Annotated in this window: 20 protein-coding genes and 2 tRNA genes; 8 read left to right on the top strand and 14 right to left on the bottom strand. The window is 33.2% G+C overall.

Features of this window, described 5'->3' with window-relative positions; genetic code table 11:
- Position 1: 1 nt before the first annotated feature.
- From IUY40_RS10705 to IUY40_RS10670, 8 genes are all read right to left on the bottom strand, one after another.
- Positions 2–2,620 (bottom strand): hypothetical protein, encoded by a 2,619-nt coding sequence (locus IUY40_RS10705; protein ID WP_195736862.1) that lies wholly within the window; start codon positions 2,618–2,620, stop codon positions 2–4.
- Positions 2,621–2,639: 19 nt separating this feature from the next.
- Positions 2,640–3,131, bottom strand: a complete 492-nt coding sequence (locus tag IUY40_RS10700; RefSeq protein ID WP_195736861.1) for a DUF4280 domain-containing protein — start codon at positions 3,129–3,131, stop codon at positions 2,640–2,642.
- Between the two features lie 12 nt (positions 3,132–3,143).
- Positions 3,144–3,725 carry a hypothetical protein gene (locus IUY40_RS10695; RefSeq protein ID WP_195736860.1) on the bottom strand — a complete coding sequence of 194 codons (582 nt, stop codon included), beginning with the start codon at positions 3,723–3,725 and terminating at the stop codon, positions 3,144–3,146.
- Between the two features lie 124 nt (positions 3,726–3,849).
- A complete protein-coding gene (locus IUY40_RS10690) occupies positions 3,850–5,202 on the bottom strand; it encodes a DUF5689 domain-containing protein (RefSeq protein WP_195736859.1) in 1,353 nt (450 codons plus the stop codon).
- 20 nt (positions 5,203–5,222) lie between these two features.
- Positions 5,223–8,060 carry a carboxypeptidase-like regulatory domain-containing protein gene (locus IUY40_RS10685; RefSeq protein ID WP_195736858.1) on the bottom strand — a complete coding sequence of 946 codons (2,838 nt, stop codon included), beginning with the start codon at positions 8,058–8,060 and terminating at the stop codon, positions 5,223–5,225.
- A gap of 279 nt (positions 8,061–8,339) precedes the next feature.
- Positions 8,340–9,563 carry an MFS transporter gene (locus IUY40_RS10680; protein ID WP_195736857.1) on the bottom strand — a complete coding sequence of 408 codons (1,224 nt, stop codon included), beginning with the start codon at positions 9,561–9,563 and terminating at the stop codon, positions 8,340–8,342.
- A gap of 280 nt (positions 9,564–9,843) precedes the next feature.
- Entirely contained in the window at positions 9,844–10,884 is a 1,041-nt protein-coding gene (locus IUY40_RS10675) for a Gfo/Idh/MocA family oxidoreductase (RefSeq protein ID WP_195736856.1), read from the bottom strand.
- Positions 10,885–10,912: 28 nt separating this feature from the next.
- Complete coding sequence (locus IUY40_RS10670; RefSeq protein ID WP_195736855.1) at positions 10,913–11,983, bottom strand: NADH:flavin oxidoreductase/NADH oxidase; 1,071 nt, start codon at positions 11,981–11,983, stop codon at positions 10,913–10,915.
- Between the two features lie 198 nt (positions 11,984–12,181).
- Between IUY40_RS10670 and rseP the strand changes: the two genes are divergently transcribed.
- The 3 genes from rseP to IUY40_RS10655 all read left to right on the top strand — a co-directional run bounded on the left by rseP (position 12,182) and on the right by IUY40_RS10655 (position 13,794).
- Positions 12,182–13,525, top strand: a complete 1,344-nt coding sequence (gene rseP, locus IUY40_RS10665) for an RIP metalloprotease RseP (RefSeq protein ID WP_195736854.1) — start codon at positions 12,182–12,184, stop codon at positions 13,523–13,525.
- Positions 13,526–13,608: 83 nt separating this feature from the next.
- Positions 13,609–13,682: transfer RNA gene (locus IUY40_RS10660), tRNA-Asn, on the top strand.
- 38 nt (positions 13,683–13,720) lie between these two features.
- A tRNA-Asn gene (locus tag IUY40_RS10655) sits at positions 13,721–13,794 on the top strand.
- A 255-nt stretch (positions 13,795–14,049) separates the two neighbouring features.
- On the opposite strand, the gene IUY40_RS10650 is transcribed toward IUY40_RS10655, so the two are convergent.
- Complete coding sequence (locus tag IUY40_RS10650; RefSeq protein ID WP_195736853.1) at positions 14,050–14,328, bottom strand: hypothetical protein; 279 nt, start codon at positions 14,326–14,328, stop codon at positions 14,050–14,052.
- A gap of 177 nt (positions 14,329–14,505) precedes the next feature.
- On the opposite strand from IUY40_RS10650, the gene IUY40_RS10645 reads away from it, so the two are divergent.
- The gene (locus tag IUY40_RS10645) at positions 14,506–14,904 is read left to right on the top strand and encodes a helix-turn-helix transcriptional regulator (RefSeq protein ID WP_195736852.1); all 399 of its coding nucleotides are present in this window, start codon (positions 14,506–14,508) and stop codon (positions 14,902–14,904) included.
- A gap of 157 nt (positions 14,905–15,061) precedes the next feature.
- Here the strand turns inward: IUY40_RS10645 and dinD are convergent, their stop codons facing one another.
- The 4 genes from dinD to ssb all read right to left on the bottom strand — a co-directional run bounded on the left by dinD (position 15,062) and on the right by ssb (position 18,732).
- Positions 15,062–15,901, bottom strand: a complete 840-nt coding sequence (dinD, locus tag IUY40_RS10640; protein WP_195736851.1) for a DNA damage-inducible protein D — start codon at positions 15,899–15,901, stop codon at positions 15,062–15,064.
- A 213-nt stretch (positions 15,902–16,114) separates the two neighbouring features.
- Complete coding sequence (locus IUY40_RS10635) at positions 16,115–17,311, bottom strand: C1 family peptidase (RefSeq protein ID WP_195736850.1); 1,197 nt, start codon at positions 17,309–17,311, stop codon at positions 16,115–16,117.
- Between the two features lie 208 nt (positions 17,312–17,519).
- Complete coding sequence (locus IUY40_RS10630; RefSeq protein ID WP_195736849.1) at positions 17,520–18,095, bottom strand: DUF4136 domain-containing protein; 576 nt, start codon at positions 18,093–18,095, stop codon at positions 17,520–17,522.
- Positions 18,096–18,396: 301 nt separating this feature from the next.
- On the bottom strand, positions 18,397–18,732 hold the full coding sequence (gene ssb, locus IUY40_RS10625; protein WP_195736848.1) for a single-stranded DNA-binding protein: 336 nt from the start codon (positions 18,730–18,732) through the stop codon (positions 18,397–18,399).
- Positions 18,733–18,905: 173 nt separating this feature from the next.
- Here ssb and IUY40_RS10620 point away from each other — a divergent pair, with 173 nt between their 5' ends.
- The 4 genes from IUY40_RS10620 (at position 18,906) to IUY40_RS10605 (ending at position 24,211) form a co-directional block, all read left to right on the top strand.
- Positions 18,906–20,435, top strand: coding sequence for a bifunctional GNAT family N-acetyltransferase/carbon-nitrogen hydrolase family protein (locus tag IUY40_RS10620; protein ID WP_195736847.1), 1,530 nt, complete (start codon positions 18,906–18,908; stop codon positions 20,433–20,435).
- A 173-nt stretch (positions 20,436–20,608) separates the two neighbouring features.
- The gene (locus tag IUY40_RS10615; RefSeq protein ID WP_195736846.1) at positions 20,609–20,956 is read left to right on the top strand and encodes a hypothetical protein; all 348 of its coding nucleotides are present in this window, start codon (positions 20,609–20,611) and stop codon (positions 20,954–20,956) included.
- Between the two features lie 14 nt (positions 20,957–20,970).
- On the top strand, positions 20,971–23,367 hold the full coding sequence (locus IUY40_RS10610; protein WP_195736845.1) for a M20/M25/M40 family metallo-hydrolase: 2,397 nt from the start codon (positions 20,971–20,973) through the stop codon (positions 23,365–23,367).
- Positions 23,368–23,386: 19 nt separating this feature from the next.
- Positions 23,387–24,211, top strand: a complete 825-nt coding sequence (locus IUY40_RS10605) for an SDR family NAD(P)-dependent oxidoreductase (protein WP_195736844.1) — start codon at positions 23,387–23,389, stop codon at positions 24,209–24,211.
- Positions 24,212–24,312: 101 nt separating this feature from the next.
- Here the strand turns inward: IUY40_RS10605 and IUY40_RS10600 are convergent, their stop codons facing one another.
- The gene (locus IUY40_RS10600) at positions 24,313–26,373 is read right to left on the bottom strand and encodes a M13 family metallopeptidase (RefSeq protein WP_195736843.1); all 2,061 of its coding nucleotides are present in this window, start codon (positions 26,371–26,373) and stop codon (positions 24,313–24,315) included.
- Between the last annotated feature and the right edge of the window lie 379 nt (positions 26,374–26,752).

The raw sequence follows: 26,752 nt of genomic DNA, 5'->3' as shown, positions 1-26,752 counted from the left end.
GTTATTTGGGTTTATTAATTATATCGTCATCAAACATAAATACTTTTTCTCCTTTTACTACATAGGGTTCCATTAAAATAAATTGCGTTTCAGTAATTTCACTTTTTTTAGTTTTTGGTGTTTTTCCATTATCTTTCATTTTGACACTCCCTGACAAAGTCCCAGCAATACCCGAGAAAATAACATTATCTACATAATACGATTTGGGTTTCTTGTAGGTGTACTTGCGCTCAAAAAACAAACTGCCGTGTATTTCGGCTTGTCCCTCGACTTTGGCTTCCTTATCTATTACTGGCACTACACCCTTTATAAAATCGGGTGCATAACGCATAATCCAGTCGGTTTTTATTGTGAATCCAGTTTTAAGCTGGCAGGAGGCTACGGCATCTATTCCTTTTTTCCGCCCTATAATCCCTTTGCTGTTGTTTACATAATTTTCTAATTGGTCCTCGATACTAACCGCTCCTACCAAATGGTTTATAAATACCTGATAGTTGGCATGGTATTCGCCTTTTATAGTTAGGATAAACTCAAGTTTATGTCCTAATTTTTCAGCCAATCCATCGATACTATTTTCTATGGCTTCTTGCACATAATTGATACCGCTCTTAACATCATTTTTATTAACTACACCCGGTAGTTTGTTAGGATCTGTTGGTACTTTGTTTAATTTATCACTAATTTTTTTGAGCAATGTAATGCGCCCAAAAATAGACATTGCTTTGCGAGCATAATCAAATACGGTCGAAATCCCTGTTAAGCTAGTGGTAATACTCCCCAGTGTATGTTTGTCTTCATACTGTAAACCAAATAAAGGTAGCGCAGATACTTTTTCAGTTTGTACAAAGGCAATTCTGCCATCTGCTTGTTTCTCAAAATACTGTGCTCTAAAAGAGGTGATTTTTGGAGTTATCGTTTCAAACCCTTTTCTTTCCATGGTAATAGCTGCTGACCTTCCATATTTATGAACATTTTCAGCAACTTTCCCTGCTTTTGTGGCTACAGCTCCTCTCCCCCGAGTTATGTATAGTGTTATAATATCGATTATTACTGATACTACAAGCAAAGTAGTAATTAATGTTCTTGCTATCCAGGGGTATTTTGCCGTATAATCCATAATTACAGCAGGTTTGTTCTGGCTTTCATCAAATGTATGATAGGCATGAATACCAAAACCAAAACTACTGGCTGAGTTCTTAAAATAATCTGTTAAGAATATCACCATTAATTCTCTCATGGATTCTGGCAACTCATTAAACAGCAGTTTTATGGAAGCGTCTAAATATGGGGTTAAATATTCTAATTCTTCATCTAATCCCGTTTGTATTTTAATATTTATATCTTTAAAAAAACCTCCATTGGGTTTGTCGTACTGAAAATGATATGCCCAAGCTACATCGGGATTTATATTAATATCTAAAATATGCTGGTATCCACAAGATGCCAAAGGAAGACTTGCTTTTACAACGGGACCTGGCAAGAAATATTCCAGAAAAAATGCTTTATAATCATCTTGGTGCTTGTACTTGAAAGTATTATCGAATGAAAAAGCGTTATTTGAAATCTTTTCAGCTTTTGTAAATCCTGCCTTTTGTAAATCGGTAATATCAAATACCTGACCGCGGTGGTTGTCGCATTTCCCTGGTCGTTTCTCTCCCAGTTCTATCTTTATTTTTTTATATTTATCGTTTCCTCCTGCAAATAAATGTATTACAATCTCTTTACCTACATTCTGCCCTTTTATTAATTTAGCTTCATCAAAAAACAGTTTATCATTCATCTTTATAAAAGTGTACTTACAATAATGATAACTCACAAAGTTTTTGTCTGGCTCCCCAATTTTTAAAAGCGATAAACTTTTAGAGGGCTTTATTGTTATTGAAGCTATTTTATCTTTAACACGCAAGAAACGGGCATGTGCAGTATCGTTAGTATTATCAGTAATATAAAGTCTATCGGCGGGATCAAAAACTTTTACGTAAAATTCCTCGAGTTCTTTTCGCTTTTTAACCGCATTATACCATGAAAAACTATCGTTTATTTCATAATTTATTTGTCCATCGATAACATCTACACTAGAATATCTTTTTATAAACTGGTCTTCACCCCGAATACGTCTATAAATGTCTATGCCTAAATTTAAGTTCCCGTTGAGTCCTTCGGTCACTAAGTTCAGATAGATTATTTCGCCATAACCAAAAAAATATTGTTTGCGAACATCTGTTCCGTTATTCGTTTTGCACCACTTACTACTTACGATTTTGGGAGTACAATATCCCCTTACATATAACCCTGTTTCATTACGTAAATCTACACTCCCATAAAGGCTGGCTTCAATATAATACTCAAATGGTCCACATAAAACTTTAGGAATACTAATTTTTTTAGGAGAATTTGCAGGTAACGTTCTTTGTTTAATAATCTTTCTTGCTTTACGATCTTGCAATATCCAAGTGATGTTTTTTCTTTTATCTGCTTCTGGTGTGCCTTCATACCACTCCGAAACCTCTACAGAAACTTCCTGATCTGGGGCTATTGCCAATTTTTCATTGGGTCTGGAAAAACCGCTTATTACCTTACCAACCCCTGTCCATTTTATTTTTTTTACACCTTTAGCCATTGTATCAACAAATTAATCGTTAAAAATCTATTCCATCATGTTTAGCTTCAACTTTGTACATCTGCCTCACATCGACCAATGGATTAATTTGATTATGTAGCATCGGATCTATGTTTTTAAAATTTTGCTCAGATAGTTTGGCAATTTGTCCGTGATTTACAATTTCAATACAATCAGGCGCTCCCATAGGGCAAGTGGCTTTGCTATCTTCTGTTAAAATTTTGCCTTGATTACTTAGCGTTACTTTTTCATAAAAGCCACTCCATTCAGTTATCACTGCCTTACATGGTAAATAATCACTCCAAGTAGGTTGTTTTTTACATTTACCAAAGGTGTTTTTTTCTAGTGTTTGCCCAATTTCTTTGGTTGTGGCAATTAGTTTTTCGGTACCCTCTTTATCGTTTGCATAATGTTTTTTTTGTGTTTTTACTTCTAACTTATCCAGTTTTGGTTCTACACTAAACTTACATTTTACAGTAGCACCTTGTACTATAACGTGTTTCTCACTCATAAATCTTATTTTTTAAAAAGACCACCACTTTTTTTGGCGTTTAATTTCTTCAACAAATATTTTTGGTCTTGAAGCAATCACTTGTTTATTCTTATCATTTAAATTGGGAATCGTAATTTCTTGCGCCATAGTATTGGCTTCAGTATCGTTTATATAAATATTTCCGATACGTTTAACTTCAAAAAAACAATAACCATTGTCACTTTTAGCTTTCCACTTTACATTTATTTCTTGTTTTAGGGTATGTGTTTTTTCTCCGTTTTCTATAGTATAAAGCACACCATAGGTATTGTTTATATGAGCGTAATTTAATGTAATAGCAAAAGCCCCATCATTAAAAATCACTTTATTTTGAATTCTTTCTTCTTCAGAAATTTCTTTTTTTTCTGGAGCTAAAATTAAATATTCAAGATGGTATTTAAAATCAGCCTCTATTAAATCAGGGATTCTACAATGCATATTATGATAAGCCCTTAGAGCTCTTGGCTCAACTTCCAGCTCTTTAGCTACGCTTTGCAGGGTATCGCCTTTTTTAATTTTGTAAGTAAGAAAACTCTCTTTATAAGAAAGCTCTTGATTATCTGGTATATACATTTGAAATTTGTATTAAATATCAAATATATGTTTTTTCTTGTTATTTTAAAAAATAAAAGGCAGAAAAAACTTTAAACACCAAACATCTGTTGAGAGAATATTCTTTTTACACAACAATTCAACCCTACTTATCTCCTACAATTACAACATCATCTATCATAAAGGCACCATTGAGTACTTTATCTTTTCCTGATCCAACATACTTAAATGCAATATGAATATCTCCTGAATAGGAAGACAAATCAATTCGGTCAGAACTTATAAATTGACGAACAGGAGTAGATAATGTAGGGAGTATTGCATCTAACTTAGTCCATTTTGCCTTAGTTACATTAGAACCGTCAAAGTCTGTTGACAAATAAACTTCCAAAGAATTCAATGGCGAATCAACTTTTAAATCATGTTGTGCACTTCTGAAAGATAATACCGAGTTTTTATAATCTGATATATTGATTTTAGGCGAAACTATCCATGCAACAATTTCGGCAGCTGTTGTACTTGTTGTATTAAACTCGGCATAACCATTACCAGCATAAACAATACTTTTCCATAATTTGGTTCCTTTTTCTACAATATTACTCCAACCTGGAAGGCTTAAATTTACATTATTCTGTACCATTTGAAAATCTTCTGAAAAAAATGGAACTGAACGTTTTCCCTCCATGAATATATCCTTATCAGATCTTACCATAATTTGATAGTCTGAACTGTATTTCGTCAAAATTCCTCGAACTGTACCACTACCTTTTGGCACTAACTTACTTGCAAAATTAGCATATCTACTCGTTCTAAAAATAACTTGATTCCCTGCCTTATCTCGCAAATTCCAATTGGTGGCACCACCAATAGTATTGGTTTCTTCAAAATAATGACGCCCCATCGCATCATCCGAAAATTGAACATTAGACAATTCTACTAAAGTATTTATATTATCATCATTCAATAATTCTGATACCGTAAGTGAGCGAACTAACTTATTTTCATCCATTACAACGCAAGAAGCATTAAGTACATTTTTATAATCATTTTGGTCAATTCTTCCAACTGAGGTATTTCCATAAGCATTAACAAACAAGCTTCCTATTCGCAAACTTCCATAATTGATATCAGTAAATTGATTTTTTAATTTAATAAATACCTTTTTTCCAACTCTATAATCTATATAGGTATTTGTTGCATCAACACCAATACTAAATCCTTGTGCAGCAGCATTTTTAGTAGGTAGTGTTTGAAAAGATATTGTTTTAAAAAAATTACCCGATTCATCACTTGAAACTACATACCCCTCTATAATGTCATCATACAAATATTTTGCTGCAACTGGATTGGTATTATTGCGAACCTCAGCTACTGTATTATTTACAATTAAATCTGGTTGATTGCATATAAGTTCGGGAATAGCAGTTTCATCTCCAGCACAACTTAAAAAGGCAAGAGTTATTATTAAAAAAACCAAAGAGTTAAATCTGTTTTTCATATTAAATACTTTTTTAAAATTCATAAGTTAATTGCCAAGTTCCCAAAATAAGTTCTCCCATATCCATAAAAATATTTCGGACCAAAGGATGGTTTTCCACTCGATTCTTGCTGATCTAATCGACGGAAATTTGCATTCCTAGCTTGTTCAAAACCTCCCGTTTTATAAATTGTATTCAATGCATTATTAATACTTACAAAAAAGGATATGTATTTTCTACGAATACGCCATGATTTCCCACCTGTAATATTTAATAACGAAATAGGATCAAACTTTTCTTGTTGCAACAATACCTTAGCTCTTTCCTGTGACGCTTCTGGAAAAGGAAAACCACTCTTAGGATTAATATAAAACTGTGCTGTTCTAGAAATTGAAGAAACATCTATATAAGAATTTGCAAGGTAATTTATATTAGCACCAAGCCACCAATACTTAGGATTTCGATATTCAAAACCTAATGAATAAGCCTGTTGAGGCATCCCCGACTGTTTATAATTTCTTAATGCTGCAGTTCCAAAATTAAAAACTGGATTACTATTTATTAAAGATGCTTTTGCATCATTTGCAATTGTAACATTAGGATTGCTATCATAGACATACTGACCATACGCCACAGACAAAGTTGTTTTAAAAGTTGGCAAAATTTGATATTCAAAACTTAACTCTGCTCCAATATTCTTTTTGTTTAAATGCGTTAATGTCTGACTTACAAAAGCATTCCCATTATCATAAACAGTACCATCATCAAAAATACCCTCGGCATAAAAGAAAGAAGTCTGTGTTACATTTTTTATTAAAGAATAATATCCTGTAAGTCGCACTTTTAACTTAGGCGCATGATAAATATAATTTCCTTCGACACTACTTATGTTCATGCTTTCTATACCATCAACAATATTGTTATTAAGTCGTGCATTAGGAAATGTATTTCGAATTGAAGGAGCTTGAGTTAAATAGGCTCCATTAAAAAATAACCATTGCTTACCTGATATCTTATAAGTTAAACCCCCTTTGAAAGCAAAATTTTCAAAATTAACTTTCTCACTTTTCCCAAAAGAATTAGTAGCATAAATTCCATTTTGATACAAACCTTCTCTTTGATAAGTTGAACTCGAAAAAGCTTGGGCTAGATAGAAATCGACTTTACGATAAGTGAATTTAAATTGTGTAAAAAAATCAATTGTATTTGCCAGATATTTATAATTGTATCCGTAAGAATCCCCAACTCCTACTCTTCTATTTGGATTCTTCAAATCCGATTGTGACTGATCTCCATCATAAAACGAATCAATATCCTCAAAATATAGACCTCCTAATAAATCTGTAAGGAACTGAAAATTATGAGATTTTAATTTTCTAAATGCCATTCCGCCATTAAAAAAGATGTTTTCTGTTAATTGGGAATTTACATTTGAATTAAAAGATATCGTTTTATCATCGGTTCTGTCTTCATACAAAACATAGTTACTTTGTGCTGGCACATAACTAGCGATACTTCCGTTTGAATTTGTTGATAGCGTTTGATTTGCTCGGTATAATTCTTTCCAATTTATTTGTGAATTTGCAGCAAAAAGTTCTTCGCTTTTTTTGGCATTTTCATAATCTGGGGTAAAATTACCTGAATATTCTCCTTGGTCCTTCGCATATACAGAACTATAATAACTCGGTAGTTTACGGTAATGCGATGGATCAGGACTATTTGCGTTTTGATAATCTATATTACTGTTACTTACTTTTCCAAACTGATATGTTATGCTTGAATTTAGAGTTGTTTTATCATCTATTCTAAAAAAATGGTTCAACATTAAAATAGGTTCTTCCACTTTTTTAATTCTGGCATTTCTTTTCTTTCCGTTTTGCCAACCCCAATAAGAATTATATTGCTCATTTGTAAGCTGCGTCACTTCGTCTGTATTTGGCGAATTTTTACCTCTTGAATTTGGAGTGTAAAATCCTGTAAAATTAAGAGAATGCCTAACACTTAATTTCTTTTCGATACTCGTAAAAAAAGAATTTGCATCATAATTTGTTCCTTCAAAAAAACCTTCGTTTGCCCATCGTTTTCCTGCAGAAACTACAAAAGCCCACCCTGATGGCATTAATCCTGTAGCATAAGTAGCCATCGTGCGTAAACTATAATTGGTATTAGCACCCGAAAATGTGATTCGAGAACTTGGTCTATAAATTGAAGCTCGTGTATTAATTTGTTGTGTTCCCAGAATTCCTCCAAAAGCATAATCTGAAGTAGCAGTTCCAACAGAAAATTCCTGATTCCTTGTAGCATCATTTAAACCTCCCCAATTACCCCATTGCGGACGCCCATCATACATTTTATTCATTGTAACCCCATTGATCATCATCTTAGCATGTTCACTATCTAATCCTCGCATCCTAAAACGTGCCTGCCCCCAATTAAAAGCTGATGCCTGTATGAAAGCATCTCGTGAGGATTGTAAAAGTCCCGAAGTATTTTCGGAACTAGTATTATCATCTGTTAAATCACTTTCTGATAAAGCAATTAAGAAAACTTCAGATCCGATTTGATTGTCTTCTTCTAAAACTAAAACGCCCAGATCGACCATTTCTCCAAAAACAACTTTTACTGGAAATAATAAATCCTTATATCCTTGACTATGCAACAATAATAATTGATCCCCTTCTGATTGCAGAACCAATCTAAATGTACCATCATTCTCGGTCAATTGCATAATTGTAGAGTTTTGAATGCTAACTACAACATATTGAAGTTCTTGTTGCGTTTTAGAATCGACAACTTTTCCTGCAAAACCAGTTTCTTTTTGCGCAAAGGCAATCCCTGACTGAAAGATGAATAAAATTACAACTACACACTTTTTCATAAACATAGTATTGTTTTTAACTACCTAAGATTCTTTAATTAATGAAATCAGAGGATTAAAATTTGATTGGTAATAATTTGAAATGATAAACCTTCAACTTATAGTAACAATCAAAAAATGTTTTTGAAAAAGTGGTATTGAACACATTAATAGGTAGTAAATATCCTACTATGCATGATGCCAAATATATAAAATAAAACCAAAATAAATACTTTTCTTGTTAAATTTTAAAAAATAAGAAAACAATTAAATATTCTATACTCTAAAAGAGGAGTTTATCTATTCAATAGCTTTAATTCTGGAAACCATAAAAGCAATTAAAAACCCAAAAATACCGATAAAGGCAAACGAGAATCGAAGACCAAAAGCTTCTGCAATATGACCAATAACAGGTGGCCCCATTAAAAAACCTAGAAAACTAACACTCGATACTATTGTTAAGGCTTCACCTGCAGGAACCGTAGGGTTTTTGCCTGCTACGCTATACAATGTTGGCACAACTGTAGAAACGCCAAGTCCTACAAACATAAAAGCAATTGTACAAGGAATTATATAAGGGAATAATACAGAGGTAAAAAGACCCAGCGAGATAACCAATCCGCTTATTTGTAATACTTTTTTTCTTCCAAATTTAAGAATCAGTCCATCACCAAGAAAACGACCACTTGCCATCATTATCATAAACGAAGTATAACCTAAGATAACCAATGCCCCTGGCGCTTTTACGACATCTTTAAAGTAAACACCACTCCAGTCAAACATTACTCCTTCGCTCGCCATACAACAAAAACCAATTACTCCTAACCAAATCAACGAACTATCTGGTTTTGTAAATAGTTTCTTTTTTTTATCCTCAACTTTTACTTTAATTTTTTCTGTGGCTTTAATCAAAAACTTATAATTAAAAGCAATCATCATTAATACAATTCCTGCTACAATTACAAAATGATAATATGGTGTAAGCTTTAAAGCAAGCATCCCTAATCCAACTAATGCTCCCGAAAATCCGGCAAAACTCCACATACCATGAAAAGAAGACATTATTGTTTTCTTAAAAAGCACTTCGGTATATACTCCTTGAGTATTTACTGCAATATTCGCTAAATTTCCAAATACTCCAAATACAAACAAAGCAAGCGATAATTGCCATGATGCATTAGCTAAACCTAAATTAGTTAAACTAAATGCATAAAATAATAAAGAAAACACAAGAATCCTATGACTCCCAAATTTGGTTACTAGTTTACCTGAAAACGGCATAACTATCAATTGCCCTAATGGTAAAGCAAACAAGATAGATCCTAATTGTCCTTCGCTCAAACTCAAAGCCGTTTTAATATCTGGAATTCGGCTTGCCCAAGTGGCAAAACACAAACCCATCGCAAAATAAAACATACCTACTGCAAAGCGAATTCGATTTAAATAGGATGCTTTGGCATTTTTATACGTTTTTTTGAATTTTGCTTTGGTCTTAAATCTGCCAAGAAAGTTTAAATCTATCAAAATAAATCATTTAAAGTTTGATTGGACAAAATTACGAAAATCATTCTTTTGATTAATTTAACCCAACCAGTTCCTACAACATATAACGTTATTGTTTATAAATTAAGTGGAACGCGAATGGAACACGGATGACGCGGATTCTCTAAGGCGAAAACACGGATAAAACGGATTATCTCCCAAAGCGCTGGGACAAGATTGTTTTTAAAAATCCGAGTTTAATCTGCGTCTTTACTTTAGTAAATCCGTTTAATCCGCGTTACTTTCGCAAACAGTTAAATACCTACAAATTAACGACTTTATGTTGCGCATTACTCGCAATCGCTGTTTCGATGATTTTCATGGTTTTAACACCGTCTTCGGCAGGAACTGGTTCTATTGCATTTGTTGTAATCGACTTGTATACACCATCAAAAAAATCATAATAATTTCCTTGAAAAGTCGGAATCTTTTCTTTAATAATTTTACCATCGATTTCTGTGTGCAAAATTCCGTTCAAACCTTCTGCTTCCGTTCCCCAAGTAGGCGTATCGGGTTTTTTACTTAATTTTAAATCATCTTCTTGAACATCGCCACGAGGTTTTAAGAATGAGCCTTTTTTTCCATGAACAACATAAGCTGGATTAGCTTCTCTAACAAAGAAACTTGCTTTTAATCGAACTCTAAAATCATCATAATACAATAGTAAATCCATATAATCATCTACCAACGAATTTTTGCGTGTTACTCTGATATCGGCAAAGACTGATTTTGGAAATCCGAACAAATGCAATGCCTGATCTATTAAATGTGGGCCTAAATCTTTTAAAATCCCTGCTCCTGAATTAGCCGTCTCTTTATGTGTTTTAATACTCAATGAAGGATTATACCGATCAAAATGAAATTCGGCTTCGACCAAATCTCCTAAAACACCATCTTTCACTACTTTTTGAACAGTTTTAAAATCACTGTCCCATCTTCTGTTTTGAAAAACAGCCAATTTTAAACCTTTTGCTTTGGCTATATCAGCCAATTCCTGAGCCTGAGCTACAGTAGTTGTAAATGCTTTTTCGACTATAGCGTGTTTGCCAGCTTCCAGAACTTTTTTAGCATATTCATAATGTGTTTCAACGGGTGTATTTACAATTACCAAATCGATATCGTCTGCAAGAACATCCTCAATAGTCGAGTAACTTTTAACTGTAGTATAATCTTCCTGAATTAACTTTTTGCTTCTTTCCCAAGAACCCATAAGTTCAAACCCTGGATGAATCGCTATAAATGGTGCGTGAAAAACTTTTCCCGACATTCCGTATGATAATAGTGCTGTTTTTATTTTTTGCATTAGTATGGTATTAGTTTTTGCAACAAATTTATTTGGTTTTGGCTCTTTCGTATTGTTTTGGCCATTGAATATCGGAGTTTAACTCAGATGCAAAATGCAATGCCAAGTTTGGATCTCGAAGTGATTCACGCGCAAACAAAATTAAATCGGCTTGACCAGAACTCAAAATAGCTTCGGCTTGTTTGGCTTCAGTAATTAAACCGACAGCTCCTGTTAAAACACCAGTTTCTTTTTTTATCCTTTCGGCAAAAGGCACTTGATAATTTGGCCCTAAGGCAATTTTCTGATGTGAAACCAATCCTCCTGAAGACACATCGACAACATCAACCCCTTTAGATTTTAAAATTGTTGAAAGCTGTACTGACTCTTCAATACTCCATCCTCCATCTGCCCAGTCGATCGCCGAAATACGAACAAACAAAGGCAAATCAGCAGGCCACTCTGATTGTACTGCATCTACGATTTCAAGAGTTAGACGAATTCTGTTTTCGAAACTCCCTCCATATTCATCCATTCTAAAATTAGATAATGGCGACATAAATTGATGTAGTAAATACCCATGTGCTCCGTGAATTTCTAAAACCTGATATCCTGCGGTAACAGCTCTTTTAGTAGTTGCTTTAAAATCAGCAATTACTTTCTCGATTCCCGCTTTATCTAAAGCTATTGGTGCCGTTTCATTATCATGGTAACCCACTGCACTTGGAGCAACTGTCTGCCATCCGCCTTGAGCGATATCTAATTTTTTATTTCCTTCCCAAGGTACAGAAACGCTAGCTTTACGTCCGGCATGAGCAATCTGAATTCCTGGAATTGCATTTTGAGAAATAATAAATTGATTAATAACTTTCAATTTTTCTATCTGTTCATCATTCCACAATCCTAAATCCTGAGGCGAAATCCTTGCTTCAGGCGAAACTGCTGTAGCCTCCTGAATTATCAATGCGGAACCTCCCGTTGCACGAGCACCCAAATGTACCAAATGCCAATCGTTGGCAAAACCATCAACAGCAGAGTATTGACACATTGGCGAAATAACGATTCTATTTTTTAAGGTAATTTTTTTTATCGAAAGTGAAGAAAACAATAATGAAGCCATATAATGTAACTTTTAGCGGATTTACACTACTAATATTTAAAATAGTGTTTAAAAAGTAAAGTTACTGCATCTTGCTAAAAGTAGAAATCTAAATGTTTATTAATTAACAAACATTTAAAACCTTATGGCTTATATTGCACTATGAATTAAAATAGAAAACGTTACTTTTGTGCGTTATTTAAGAACTAAAATTAAACAATGGATATAGTTATCAAGCTTTCTCAATTTTTATTGAGTTTATCATTACTTATTATTCTTCACGAATTAGGGCATTTTATCCCTGCAAAATTATTTAAAACAAGAGTCGAAAAATTCTATTTGTTTTTTGATGTAAAATATTCTCTTCTAAAAAAGAAAATTGGCGATACCGAATACGGAATCGGATGGTTACCTCTAGGTGGTTATGTAAAAATATCTGGGATGATTGACGAAAGCATGGACAAGGAACAAATGGCTTTACCGCCACAACCTTGGGAATTTCGTTCTAAACCAGCTTGGCAACGTTTAATCATTATGTTGGGTGGAGTTACTGTAAACTTTATTCTTGCATTTATTATTTATATCGGAATGGCTTTTGCTTATGGCGAAACTTATGTTGCCAATGCCGACATAAAAGATGGCCTTTCAATTGAAAATCCTGTTATGATTAAAGCTGGTTTTAAAACTGGTGATAAAATTCTTGCCATTGATGGTAAAAAAGTAGCGAATTTTGACAATCAGTTAAACATGGATTTAGTGATGTCAAAACAAGTTATTATTGAAAGAAATGGCGTTGAGCAAACTATCAACATGCCAAATGACCTTGTTGACCAATTATCAAAACATGAAAAAAGCCCGCTTGTTTCTATAAGAATGCCATTTGTAATTGCAGCAATTGCTCCAGAATCTGCAAATACTGCTTTGCAACCAAAAGATATGATTACTTCTATTAATGGACAAAAAGTAAAATATTACGACGAGGCAAAAACCTTTATAGAAAATAACAAAGGAAAAACTGTTCCTGCAACCGTTTTAAGAAACCAAAAGGATACTCCTGTTAATCTTATCATATCAAAGGATGGCAAGCTTAATGTAAATGTTGGTACGCTAGGAATGGATTCGTTAGAAAAATTAGGCTATTATAAAGTAAGCACTAAAGAATTTAGTTTCTTTGAATCGATTCCTGTTGGAATTGAAAAAGGGAAAAACCAATTAGTAGGTTACGGAAAACAGCTTAAAATGATTTTCAATCCAGAAACAAAAGCATACAAACAAGTAGGTGGTTTTGCTGCTATTTACAATATTTTTCCGAGTTATTGGAGCTGGGAAGTATTCTGGTCTATTACTGCACTTTTATCAATTATGCTTGGAGTTATGAATTTATTGCCGATTCCTGCTCTTGATGGTGGTCATGTAATGTTTTTATTATACGAAATTATTAGTGGCAAAAAACCGAGTGATAAATTCTTAGAAAATGCGCAAATGGTTGGCTTTGTCTTACTTATCACATTGCTTTTATTTGCTAATGGTAACGACATTTATAAAGCAATCGTTGGGAAGTAAAAAAAATTAATAAAAAGTGTGAAAAAGTTTTTTTGAAAGCAAAAAATCTTATATATTTGCACTCGCTAAAAAGAACAACAACTTCCTCCTTAGCTCAGTTGGTTAGAGCATCTGACTGTTAATCAGAGGGTCCTTGGTTCGAGCCCAAGAGGGGGAGCAACTTTTTTTAGCAAACATATTTACCTTTAAGGTGATTCCTTCTTAGCTCAGTTGGTTAGAGCATCTGACTGTTAATCAGAGGGTCCTTGGTTCGAGCCCAAGAGAGGGAGCTTCAAAATACCACTTACAAATTGTAAGTGGTATTTTTTTTGTACCTTATTCAGCCAATCTATTCTTTATGCACTTTGTTTACATTATTTACTCTCCAAGCAAAGAAACGAATCAATACGAAAACCTGTGGAGTTATCAAAAATCATTAAGCTTTGCGAACTTTGCGCTTTTAACTTTGCGGGCTTTGCGGTAAAAAAACGGCTCAACTTTATAACTTAACGGTTAGCCAAAATTAAGCCCCACAACAAACAAAATTAAGCTTCGATGATCTCAATACAAGCTTTTTCTATTTGCGCATCAGAGAACGGCTCAAGCGCCTTTACCAACATCTTACATGTTTTGATACAACCTATCATTTTAGTTCGCAGATCGAGGTCATCACCAAGTTCTGTTTTGAGGATATCTTCAAAAATTTCTGCTAAATAATCCGGTTGATCCCTAAACTCTCCTTCGAACCAAAGTTCTGAAAGGAATTTTGCTACAGCTACCATTACATCATCATGATGTGATACAGTATAATTTTCTTTTTGCATATTTATATTTTTTTGCTTTTAAATACTACTTGTCCGAAAAATTGTATTTTTGTTTAACAAATTGCAATTAAACAATAAATTATACTACTTCAAAACATTCAAAATTGTATCCAACCAAGGCAAGCTTGTGTTTTACCATGTAGATAATTTATCAAGAATTTTAAATATCTTTGAACTATGAATACAGCAACAAAATCAAAACATATTGGCAGAAATATAAGCCGAATCAGAGAACTTAGGGGAATGAAACAAGAAGCACTTGCAATAGCAATTGGCATAAGTCAGCAATCTATTTCTAATATTGAAGGAAGCGAAATTGTTGATGAAGAAAAACTTCAAAAAATCGCTGAAGTATTAGGAGTTTCCGCTGAAGCAATTAAAAACTTTTCAGATGAAGCAGTTTTTAATATTATTGGAAACACAGTTAACAATCATGATAATGCATCAATGAATGCAAATATTCAATACCAGCCAACATTCAATCCTCTTGATAAAGTTGTAGAACTTTACGAACGTTTGGTTTTGGCTGAAAAAGAGAAAGTGGAGTATTTGGAGAAGTTGTTGAAAGGGAAATAACCCTTTGTAAAATATATTATTGAGAGAAGAAAGATTCTTCAAATCATCATCTTTAAACCAAAAAAAAGCGCTGCAATTACTTGTAGCGCTTTTCGTTTTTATTAAAACTTCTCATATATTTAATTCCGTCGAATTCGATGGAATTAAAAAATTACATTTATTTGTTTTTCTTTTTAGCATCTTTTAATACTTTTTTATCATCACTATCTAACTTCCGTTGTATTTTTTTAACATCCTCATCCTTAGGAAGATTCTCAGGCACAATCCCTCTTTGTGTAAGCATGTTTCTTACTGCTTTATTATTTTCAATATGTTCGCTTTCGATCTTGTTTTGGCCTTTTAAATCTTTACTCTGTACATTTAAACCAGTCATTTCTGCTGCTAAATCCTTAGCTTTGATACTTATTGTGGGCAAAAAATCAGCAACTGGTCTATTATCCGGAATTCCCATTTTCTTCTTAAGTTGCAATGTTGATAAACGAAACAATGCCTGATCTCCTTTAGAACGTATTATTCCAAAACCTTTATTATCAACACCGCGCTCAAATAATATTCCAGAAAGCTGTTTTTCAGTTTGAGTAAGTTTTTCTCTTGCTTTTACTCTTTCAAATTCCAATAAACGTTGCTCAATGACTTCTGCTCTTCTTGTTTGAACAGCAAAATAATTTTGAGCAAAAGCAATTTGTTCTTTACGACTGTCTCCATTCTGAGCAATTAAATAACAAGCATAACGAGTTAGCGCAATATCATCAATAAAATGCTGAGCACCTTTTCCTGCTTCTATCACCTTCCCGACATCAGGAAAGTGATTATTGACATCTTCTCCTGCATTTGCACAAGCGTCTTTTGCTTTTTTAATAACCTTATCAAAATTTTCCCACTTACTATACCCTAATAATTTTTGCAATTCTCTTGCACTCCAACATTCAACTCCTTCTATGTTTGATGCAACTTCTTCAAATTGTCGAAAAAGATCTATAATTTCCTGACTTTTCATGCTTACTGATTTTTATGTATTTACGTAATACAAATGACTAAATCTAAATAATTGATGCTCTCTCATTGCAATACTCTAGAAAAAATATTTAATATATAATGATTTCAAATATACATTTTATCTAAACAATTAATTCATTAAGAACATATTTAAAAAGAAAAGCGCCACAATTTCTTGTAGCGCTTTCTTTATATTTTAAAAGTTCTAATTAACTTAAACTCCTAACTTCTTAGCAATATCAGTAGGTATCCCACCTTTGTTTACCATAAGAGCAGTAGTTTTATACTTCACGAAATTTTTAGTCACAAACAAGAAGCCTTTGTAGTCATTTGTTTCTCCCCAAGAATTTTTAACGATATAGTATTCTTTACCCGTTTGATCTTTGGCTAAACCAACAATATGCATTCCGTGATCGTCTGTTGTTGTATAATTATCAAAAGCAGTCTGACGCATTTCGGCAGTAATTTCAGGCTCTTCTTTTGGTCCATTAAACATGTTTGCTTTTTCATCTGTAGTCATGTCATCGAATTTTTTAGTAGGTACATACGCTACACCGTTTTTCCAGCTAAAGCTTTTTTCGCTTACATCTGTTGCCCAAGCAACTGTATATCCTTTTTTCAAAGCATTGTCAATAACATCTGTCATATCATTTACTTTTACATTATACACTTGATCTAATGACCAGTTGTCTGGAACCATCATAGTTGTTTTTTGATAATATGGAGAAGTAGTAAATGAAGATATCTCTACATATTCATCTGGATTAATCCCTACCACCTCTTTAGCAAATGATTGTGGTGTATAGTTTTTTCCTTTGTAAGCAAAGTTTTCCGGCACTTTTCCTAAGTAAGAATCAATAACAGCAGCATATGCTTTTTGCCAGTTAGGCGTTAACTCTCCGTTTGGATTTTTAACTACAGCTGTCAAAACTCCTTCGATAAGAGCTCCCATTTCTGCAAATTTATTTTTATCTGTTCCGTAGTTTAATCCTGTATAAACTTCTCTAGGCACAGTTCCGTATTTTTTATACATATTAATAACATCATGCAAAGCTCCACCATCACCTAAAGTAATTGCTCCGTGCATACGTACATAATTTACCCCTTTTTCAACATACACATTTCTTGCAGAAAAAATTTGAGACAATTCAACAGGTTGTTTTCCTAAACGAATCATTTCAGACTCAAGAAATGAGTTTGTCGAATAACTCCAGCATGTACCAGATGATCCTTGCGCTTTTACGGATGTTGTCCCTAAGTTAATTACTTCGGTAAATTTGAAGTTCTCTTTGCTTTTTTCGCTAGCGTTTAATTTAAGTGAATTTACTAATACGTCTTGCGCAAAACAGCCACTCACTCCTACCATAAAGGCAGATGCAGCGAATACTGATTTCATTGAAAATTTATACATAATAATTATTTAATGATTTTGATAAATTAGTGGTGATAATTTATTTTTTGTTACAAATCAATTAAATATAAAACAGATTGTTTGGAATTAAACCGTTAATGTTTTTATAATTTTTTTGTTAATCTATAAAAACCTACAAAAACAAAAGACTGCCTAAAAATTACTTTTCAGACAGTCTCAGGTTTGACAACGTTTATGCTACAGCATATTATTTTATGCTTGATCCTGGAGGAAAACCAGCTAAAATTTTCTTAACCGAAGAACTTATAAATTCATCTGGATTATCTGGTCTTTTATCCAGTTCGGTATTACCTATTCCTTGCCAAATCAGCTTTTGTGTTTTAGCAGAAACTATATCTATTATCAAAGACCCATCGACATAATCATACGTATTATAACTTGTTACACCTGTCATCATGCCTCCGCCCCAATATCCATACGGACGATACATCCCGCCATATCCATAAAAATCAGAATTTGACGTAACCTTTTTTTTGTCTTTTAAAATTGTAACCGCATTAATTTTTAAATCAGGATTAGTAATCACTTCTGCAAACCCTTTGTTAATCATTTCAACTCGAATCGCATTTGTCACTCTATCAGCATTCAACTGGCTCATTTGTCCTTCTTGTGCTTTTAAATCATAAACTGCAAATGTTTTATACTGCAAAAAATCAACTGATCGATCATAATCGTTTGTGACTTTTACAGATGGACCACAACTATAAATTAAACTCAAAACTATAATTGGTAGTATCAATAAGGCTTTTCTTCTTGTGTTCATTTTATTAAATTTTAAAGTGATTATTAAAATATTAGCAAACTATTAAACTCTTAAATAAATAATCAAACCAATGATGAAGAGGAGATTCTTGCTTAAAATACTTGATTTATAAGTAGTAAGTATCCTTAAATCTAAGTTGTTTTTTTATTAAAGGTAAATTATTTTATCTAATTGGCAGGAATAAAACTGATTAAATAGTATTCATAATGAACTGAATCACTACTAATTACCCTAAAACAAAGACGCAAAAAAGCCCCATAAAATGAATCTTATAGGGCTTTTAAATATTTACAGTACTTTTCTATTTATTTCCTAACAAGAGAAGTTCGGTTATAACAACTTCGGTTATAAAGCGTTTTTCACCATTTTTATCATCATAGCTTCGATGAGTTAATTTCCCTTCAATTGCAATTCCTCTACCCTTAACGACATATTTTTCGACAACTTCAGCAGTTTTCCCCCAAGCAACAAGACGATGCCACTCTGTTTGCTCTACTTTTTCTCCTTTGTCATTGGTGTACCTGTCATTTGTAGCAATTATTAAATTGGCTAACTTTTTACCACCTTCAAGGTTTTTAATTTCTGGATCGTTTCCTACGTTTCCTACTAACTGTACTTTGTTTCTTAATGTACTCATGGCTTATACTATTTAAATGTTTATATAATATTGAAATCACCCTGAAATCAACAAGGCAAAGATGCAACATGATTTAAGGCTAATCGGTTGGTAACTAATTACTTTCGACTGTAACTACTTGTAAGCGTTTGTAAATGGAAATAATTCATTATATTTGAGGAAAATCTCACAATATGCAGGCCAAAATTAATAAAGTAGAATTACGAAATTTAGAATTTGAGGATTACAAACAGCTTAAGAATTCTATGGTAGAATCTTACCCCGCAATGGCGGACTCTTACTGGAGAGTAGAACATATTGAAAAATTGCTTGAGATTTTCCCTGAAGGTCAATTGGTGATTCTTGTAGATGGTAAAGTAGTTGGATCTGCATTATCACTCATTGTAGACGAAAAGCTAGTTGACAAAAAACATAATTATCTTCAAATCGTAGGCGACTATACATTTTCGACTCACAATAAAAATGGGGAAATTTTGTACGGAATTGATGTTTTTATTCATCCTAATTACCGCGGATTGCGTTTAGGGAGACGTTTATACGATGCCAGAAAAGAGCTATGTGAGCAACTGAACCTAAAAGCAATAGTTTTTGCTGGCAGAATTCCTAATTATGCTCAACATGCTAAAAAATTGTCTCCAAAAAATTATATAGATAAAGTAAAACATAAAGAATTACACGATCCTGTACTTTCGTTTCAGTTAAGTAATGATTTTCACGTTATCCGAATCATGAAAAATTATCTGGAAGGCGATGAAGCTTCAATGGAGTTTGCAGTTTTACTAGAATGGAATAATGTTTATTATGATGAAAGTCCTAAGTTAATCAATCTAGACAAAAGCATTATCAGAATTGGATTAATACAATGGCAAATGCGCCAATTAAACAATATAGAAGCTCTTTTTGAGCAATCGGAATTTTTTATCGATGTTGTTTCGGGTTACGGAAGTGATTTTGCTTTATTCCCTGAACTTTTTATAGCGCCTCTTATGGCCGATTACAATCATTTATCTGAAGCTGAAGCAATACGTGAATTAGCAAGACACTCTGACCCTATTCGCAAACGTTTCCAAGAATTTGCTATTTCCTATAATATCAATATTATTACTGGTAGTATGCCTTATATGGAAAACGGTAATTTATACAATGTTGGTTTTTTGTGCAAACGTGACGGAACATCCGAGATGTATCGTAAAATACACATTACCCCGAACGAAGTACAACATTGGGGAATGAAAGGAGGCTCTGAAATTAAAACCTTTGATACTGATTGTGGCAAAATAGGAATTCTGATTTGTTATGATGTCGAATTTCCTGAGGTTTCGAGAATCATGTCAGATGAAGGTATGAATATTTTATTTGTTCCTTTTTTAACTGATACTCAAAATGCCTATATTAGAGTAAAACATTGCGCACAAGCTCGAGCTATAGAAAACGAATGTTATGTTGCTATTGCTGGTTGTGTTGGTAATTTACCTAAGGTGAATAATATGGATATTCAATATGCTCAAGCTGCCGTTTTTACACCTTCGGACTTTGCATTTCCTAGCAACGGAATAAAAGCCGAAGCAACACCTAATACAGAAATGACACTTATTGTTGATGTAGATTTAGATTTACTGAAAGACATTCACGAACATGGTAGCGTTCGAATTTTGAAAGACCGCCGACATGATCTATATCAAGTTAAAAAATTAAATTCATAAGAAATAGGATAAGAGAAACAAGAATCCTCATTAGCCCTTATAGAGCCAATATCCTCGTAACGCAGTGGAGAGATAAAGACAAAAGCAGGAACAATGTTAACAAAATAAAACTATTTATTCGCTCAAAATAACAAAACAAATCCAGCTGAATTAATAGTATAAAAAGTAAATCCATGAGAAAATGCTTGGAATGCTCTGAAAAAATTGTAGGCAGAGAGGATAAAAAATTCTGCTCCGACAATTGCCGCAATGCTTATAATAATAAAATGAACAAAGACAGTTCAAACTTTATGCGTAACGTAAACAACAAGTTACGAAAAAACTATCGCATATTGTCAGAACTAAATACCGAAGGAAAATCAAAAACTACAAGAAGTAAAATGCTCAGTAAAGGATTTGATTTTGAATTTATTACCAATATTCTGGAAACCAAAACCGGAAACACCTACTATTTTTTATATGATCAGGGATACCGTTCTTTGGAGAACGATTATTTTATGCTTGTTAAGAAAGAACTTTAGCCCCCAAATACCACATGAAAAAAAACATCCATTTCGTTTTATCCATTCTAGTCATTATTGCTGTGCTAGCTTTTATTTATGTTACTCTCAAACCACAATGGGTTCCTAAGAGAGAGGAAGCACTTGCCGAGTTTTCAACTGACAGAGCTTTATCTCATGTAAAAGAAATTGCTAAAAAACCCCATTATGTTGGTTCGGCAAATCATGAAATAGTCGTACAGTATATTGAATCGGAATTAAAAGAACTTGGATTAGAAACTTCCGTTCAGGAAGGCTTTACATTAAGTGACTGGGGGAATTTGGTGAAATCAAAAAACATCATGGCGCGCATTAAAGGGTCTAATAATACCAAAGCTTTGTTATTACTCTCTCACTATGACAGTGCGCCTCATTCAGTTTCTCTTGGCGCAAGCGATGATGCATCGGGAGTAGCTACTATTTTAGAAGGTATCCGTGCTTTTTTATACAGTAAGGAAAAACACAAAAATGATATTATCATCCTTTTTACCGATGCTGAAGAATTAGGCTTAAACGGTGCTGCTCTTTTTGTAACGCAACATCAATGGGCAAAAGACGTAGGTTTAGTATTAAATTTTGAAGCTCGTGGTACTTCTGGTCCTAGCTATATGCTGATGGAAACTAATAGCGGAAACGCTGGACTGGTTAAAGAATTTGCTGAAGCAAAAACAACTTATCCTGTATCAAACTCGCTTATGTACAGTATTTACAAAATGCTACCTAATGATACCGACTTAACTGTTTTCAGAGAACAAGGTGATATCCAAGGATTTAATTTTGCTTTTATAGATGACCATTTTAATTATCATACCCAACAAGATGATCTTGCTCATTTAAACGAAACTAGTCTAACCCATCAAGGCAGTTACTTAATGCCTTTGATGAAATATTTTTCGAATGCAAATTTAAATCAGGCTCCAACTGCAGAAGACTTTGTTTATTTTACCATTCCATTTACATTTATAAACTACCCTTTTGCATGGGTTTTACCAATGACTCTTATTGCATTAGGCCTTTTTGTGCTATTAATTTTTATAGGAAAAGCTAAAAAAATTATCACCTTCAGCGAAATATTCAGAGGCTTTGTCCCTTTAATGGGAGCTATCGCTATTGCTGGTCTTGTTACTTTTTTAGGTTGGAAAATCATTTTACAAATTTATCCTCAGTACAATGACTTGCTAAATGGCTTTACCTATAATGGCCATGTCTATATCGCCGCTTTTGTACTATTGACAATTGGTATTTGTTTTTCTTTTTACAATAGTTTCTCTGATGCAAAAATAACAATGAACCATTTTATTGCCCCATTATTCTTATGGATAATAATTAATGCAATACTGGCATATAGTTTAAAAGGCGCAGGTTTTTTAATCATTCCTGTTTACTTCGGATTGTTTCTATTTGCAATTTATGTAGTTACACAAAAAACGAATTTATTTATTAGTCTTTTATTTAGCATTCCTGCTTTATTAATTATTGCTCCATTTATTCATATGTTTCCAATTGGCTTAGGATTAAAAGTTCTTTTTGGAAGTGCTATTCTAACTGTTCTAACCTTCGGGTTATTACTTCCTATTTTCGGTTCATTCCTAAAAAAGGGAATTTGGGCGCTACTCTTTTTTATAGCTTCTATCGCGTGTTTTGCTTGGGGAGGCTATACTTCTGGCTATGAAAACGGAAAAGCAAAATCGAATAGCTTATTGTACATCTATAATGCAGATAATAATACATCTAAATGGGCAACCTATGATATTAACTTAGATGAGTGGACTAAGAAGTACTTAGGTCAAGATCCAAAAGATGCCATTGCTTTAAACAACCTTCCACTGTTTAGCAAATACAGTTCTGGATTTACATACAGCGCCGACGCTCCAAAAATAAACTTATCCAAACCTACAGTTAGTTTCCTTTTGGATAGCATTAAAGGAAATACAAGATATTTAAAAATTAAAATTACTCCTAACAGAAATGTAAACCGTTACGATATTTTTGGCAATACAAAAATGACTTTCAATAATTTTAAAGCAAACGGAACAGCTTCGCTTGGACAAAAAGGGGATCAATTGGCACGAAAGGGCGCTAAAGTCCTGAGTTATTATGTTATTAATAACGAACCGCTTATAATGCAATTTAGTATTGATACTAAAACCGTTTTTGACATGACTTTAATAGAGAGCTCATTTGACTTATTGACCAACCCATTGCTTAATGTTAACAAAAGAGCTTCTTGGATGATGCCAACTCCTTTTGTGCTAAATGACGCAGTTGTTATTAAGGAAAAAATAAAACCTTCGAAAGTCGTTTTGGATTCAACCTCAACTGTAACAATCTCTAAGGATAGTTTGAATGTTGCAAATAAAAATTTGAAACCGAGTACTGTAATTGTTCCTTAATTTTGAATTTAAAAACAAAATGACAAAAATTAGTATTTTAGGTTGTGGATGGCTTGGATTTCCTTTAGCAAAAGCAATGATAGCAAAAGATTTTTCGGTAAAAGGATCTACAACCACATCAGAAAAAATAGCGTTATTAGAAGAATCTGGGATTAATCCGTTTTTAATAAATATCAATCTTAACGAAGTTAATTCCCTTTTCGGCAAAAGCTTATCACTCGAAATAGATTCTTTTTTAAACGAAAGCTCTATTCTTATTATCGATATCCCGCCCAAATTGCGTGGTGATAATACGGAGAGTTTTGTAGACAAAATTGCTTTTTTAATTCCGTTTATTGAAGAATCAACAATCGAAAAAGTACTTTTTATAAGTTCAACATCTGTTTATGGTGAAAACAATGTATTGGTAACTGAGGAAACTAAAACTAATGCTGATTCTGAAAGTGGCAAGCAACTAGCTATTTCCGAAATTCTTTTGTTAAGGAATACCAATTTTAAAACTACAATACTACGTTTTGGAGGTTTAATTGGTGAAGACCGAAACCCTATAAAATTTCTAGCTGGAAAAGAAAACATTGAAAACCCTGAAGCGCCAATCAATTTTATACACCTAGAAGATTGTATAGGTATTATTCTGAAAATAATAGAATCAAACTCATGGGATCAGATATATAATGCTGTTGCTCCTTTTCACCCTTCCCGCGAAGAATACTATACTCAAAAAGCAAGGGAACAAAATTTGGCTTTACCTAAATTCATTCATGAGAAAGAAAGCACTAAAAAGATAATATCGAGTGCTAAAATAGAAAATGTACTCCATTATACTTTTGCAAAAAAGCCATAAAAAAGGTGCAGATGTCCTTATAGGCAAAGGTGCAGAGACTCTATTTACATAAAAATAGGGGCTGCTTTGAATAAACTGCCCCTATTTTGTTACAATTGAAATTACCAGATTTTCACTCTTTTCTCTGGTTCTATATACATTTTATCTCCTTTTTTAATAGAGAATGCCTCATAAAATGCATCCATGTTCTGAATTGGCACATAAGCACGGTACATTCCTGGAGAATGCGGATCTGTTTTTACTTGATTTTTTAAAGCTTCATCACGTGATTTAGTTCTCCAAACTGTTGCCCAAGAAATAAAGAAACGTTGTTCTGGAGTATATCCGTCGATTAATCCAGGATTTCCATTTGCTTTCAAATACATTTGTAATCCGTCGTAAGCTGCATTGACTCCACCTAGATCGCCTATGTTTTCACCTAAAGTAAACTTACCATCTACATGAATTCCAGGAAGTGGCTCTAAAGCACTATATTGATCTGCAAGTGCTGTTCCTAATTTCGTGAATTCTTTCAAATCATTTTCTGTCCACCAATCAACTAGGTTTCCATCTGCGTTATAACGTGCTCCTGAGTCATCAAATCCATGAGAAATTTCATGTCCGATTACTGCACCTATTCCACCATAATTTACGGCTTCATCTGCTTGGTAATTATAAAAAGGGGGTTGTAATATTGCTGCTGGAAATACAATCTCATTATAGGATGGATTGTAATACGCATTTACAGTTTGTGGAGACATTCCCCATTCTGTTTTATCTACTGGTTTATTCAAATCGGAAAGCCCTTTTTCAAAACTCCATTTAGAATAACTTCTCATGTCATCAAAATAGCTTGCACCTTCTGCAAGACTTTTAATTTGTAAAGCTGAATAATCTATCCATTTGTCTGGATAACCAATTTTTACAGTAATCTTATTTAATTTCTCATTCGCTTTAACTTTTGTTTCAGCAGACATCCAAGTTAAATTATTTATTCTATTTTGGTATGCTAAGATCACATTTTGAATCATTTTTTGAGCTTTTATTTTAGCTTCTGCTGGAAATAGTTTCTCTACATATAATTTACCTAATGCTTCTCCAACTGTTTGATTTACCACTTGAAGTGCTCTTTCTTCACGTGGACGTTGTTTGATTGCTCCTGTTAGTGTTTTTCCATAAAAATCAAAATTTGCAATTTCAATTTCTGTAGATAATTGGGATGCAGTAGCTCTTAGTAAAGACCATTTCATATATTCTTTCCAAGCTGCTACTTTATTTTCTTTAAAAACAGTTTCTAAAGCTTTCATATATCTTGGTTGTAATACTATAACTGTATCAACTTTAGCCAATCCAATTCCCGAAAGATAATTTTTCCAATTGATGGTTGGTGTCATTTTTTGCAAATCGGCAATAGAAGTTGGATTGTACAGTAACCTATTATCTCTACGTTCTACTCTATCTAATCTTGGTTTAGACATTTCGACTTCTAACGCTAGAATTTTTTCAGCATTTTGTTTAGCTACTGCTGGATTTTCCCCGATAAACTGCAGCATTCTAGCTATATGGAGCACGTATTTTTCACGTTTTTCTTTAGAATCTTTATCTTCTGCTGTATAATAATCTTTATCTGGCAAACCTAAGTCTCCTAAACCAAGACTTACTGAATTTTTGGTACTATTTTTATCATCAGCACTTACATATACTCCAAAAAAACCAATTCCACCGATAGGTTCCATTTCAATTAAGAATTTCTCTAAATCGGCAGTATTTTTTATTGCCTCTATTTTTTTAAGATAAGGCTTTAAAGGTGTAATACCTTGTTTGTTTCTTCCAACAGTATCTAGTATCGCATTAAAAAGGTTTATTGCTTTCCCTTGATCTGTATCTGATTTATATTTTGGGTTTTTCGACGCCTCTTTTAAAATAGCTAGTGAATTTGCATCTGTTTTCTTCAGCAACTCATTAAAACTCCCCCAAGTTGTCCTATCACTAGGGATTTCGGTTTTTGACAACCAAGTGCCATTTACATAACGGAAAAAATCTTCGTTTGGTTTTACATTTTTACCCATCAAGGACACGTCAATGCCTGGTACTGAAGGTGCCTGACTTTGTGCCTGGCACATTGCAAATCCTAATATTGCAGGAATTGCAAATAGCAAATTCTTACTATTGTGTTTTTTCATTTTTAAATAAGGTTTTATTGTTTCACAAACTTATTGTTATTATTTTAAATAAAATGTTATTTATTATCGCATCTAAGCATGTAACAATATTGGTCTAAATTTAAAAAAAATGTTACATCTTTTAGATTAAAACTTGCAATCAAAAATAATTTTATAATCACATTTCTGAATATTTACATCATAAAGTGATCCAAACATGGATGCAAGAATTCAACAGGCTTTTTGAACTCTCAATAAAGATCTTTTACTTATTTAAAACACACATCGCCTAGCTATGCGAAAGAAATACATTTCTTTTTGCATTCTTTTTTAAACATAAAATTGTCCCGTCCTGAAATAGCGATACACTAAAGCACAAGTGTAATGAAAACATCAGACA

The organism is Flavobacterium sp. ALJ2 (genome assembly GCF_015594725.1).
Taxonomy (GTDB): domain Bacteria; phylum Bacteroidota; class Bacteroidia; order Flavobacteriales; family Flavobacteriaceae; genus Flavobacterium.
Note: the sequence above shows the minus strand (reverse complement) of the source record. Positions and strands in the feature narration are given on the sequence as shown.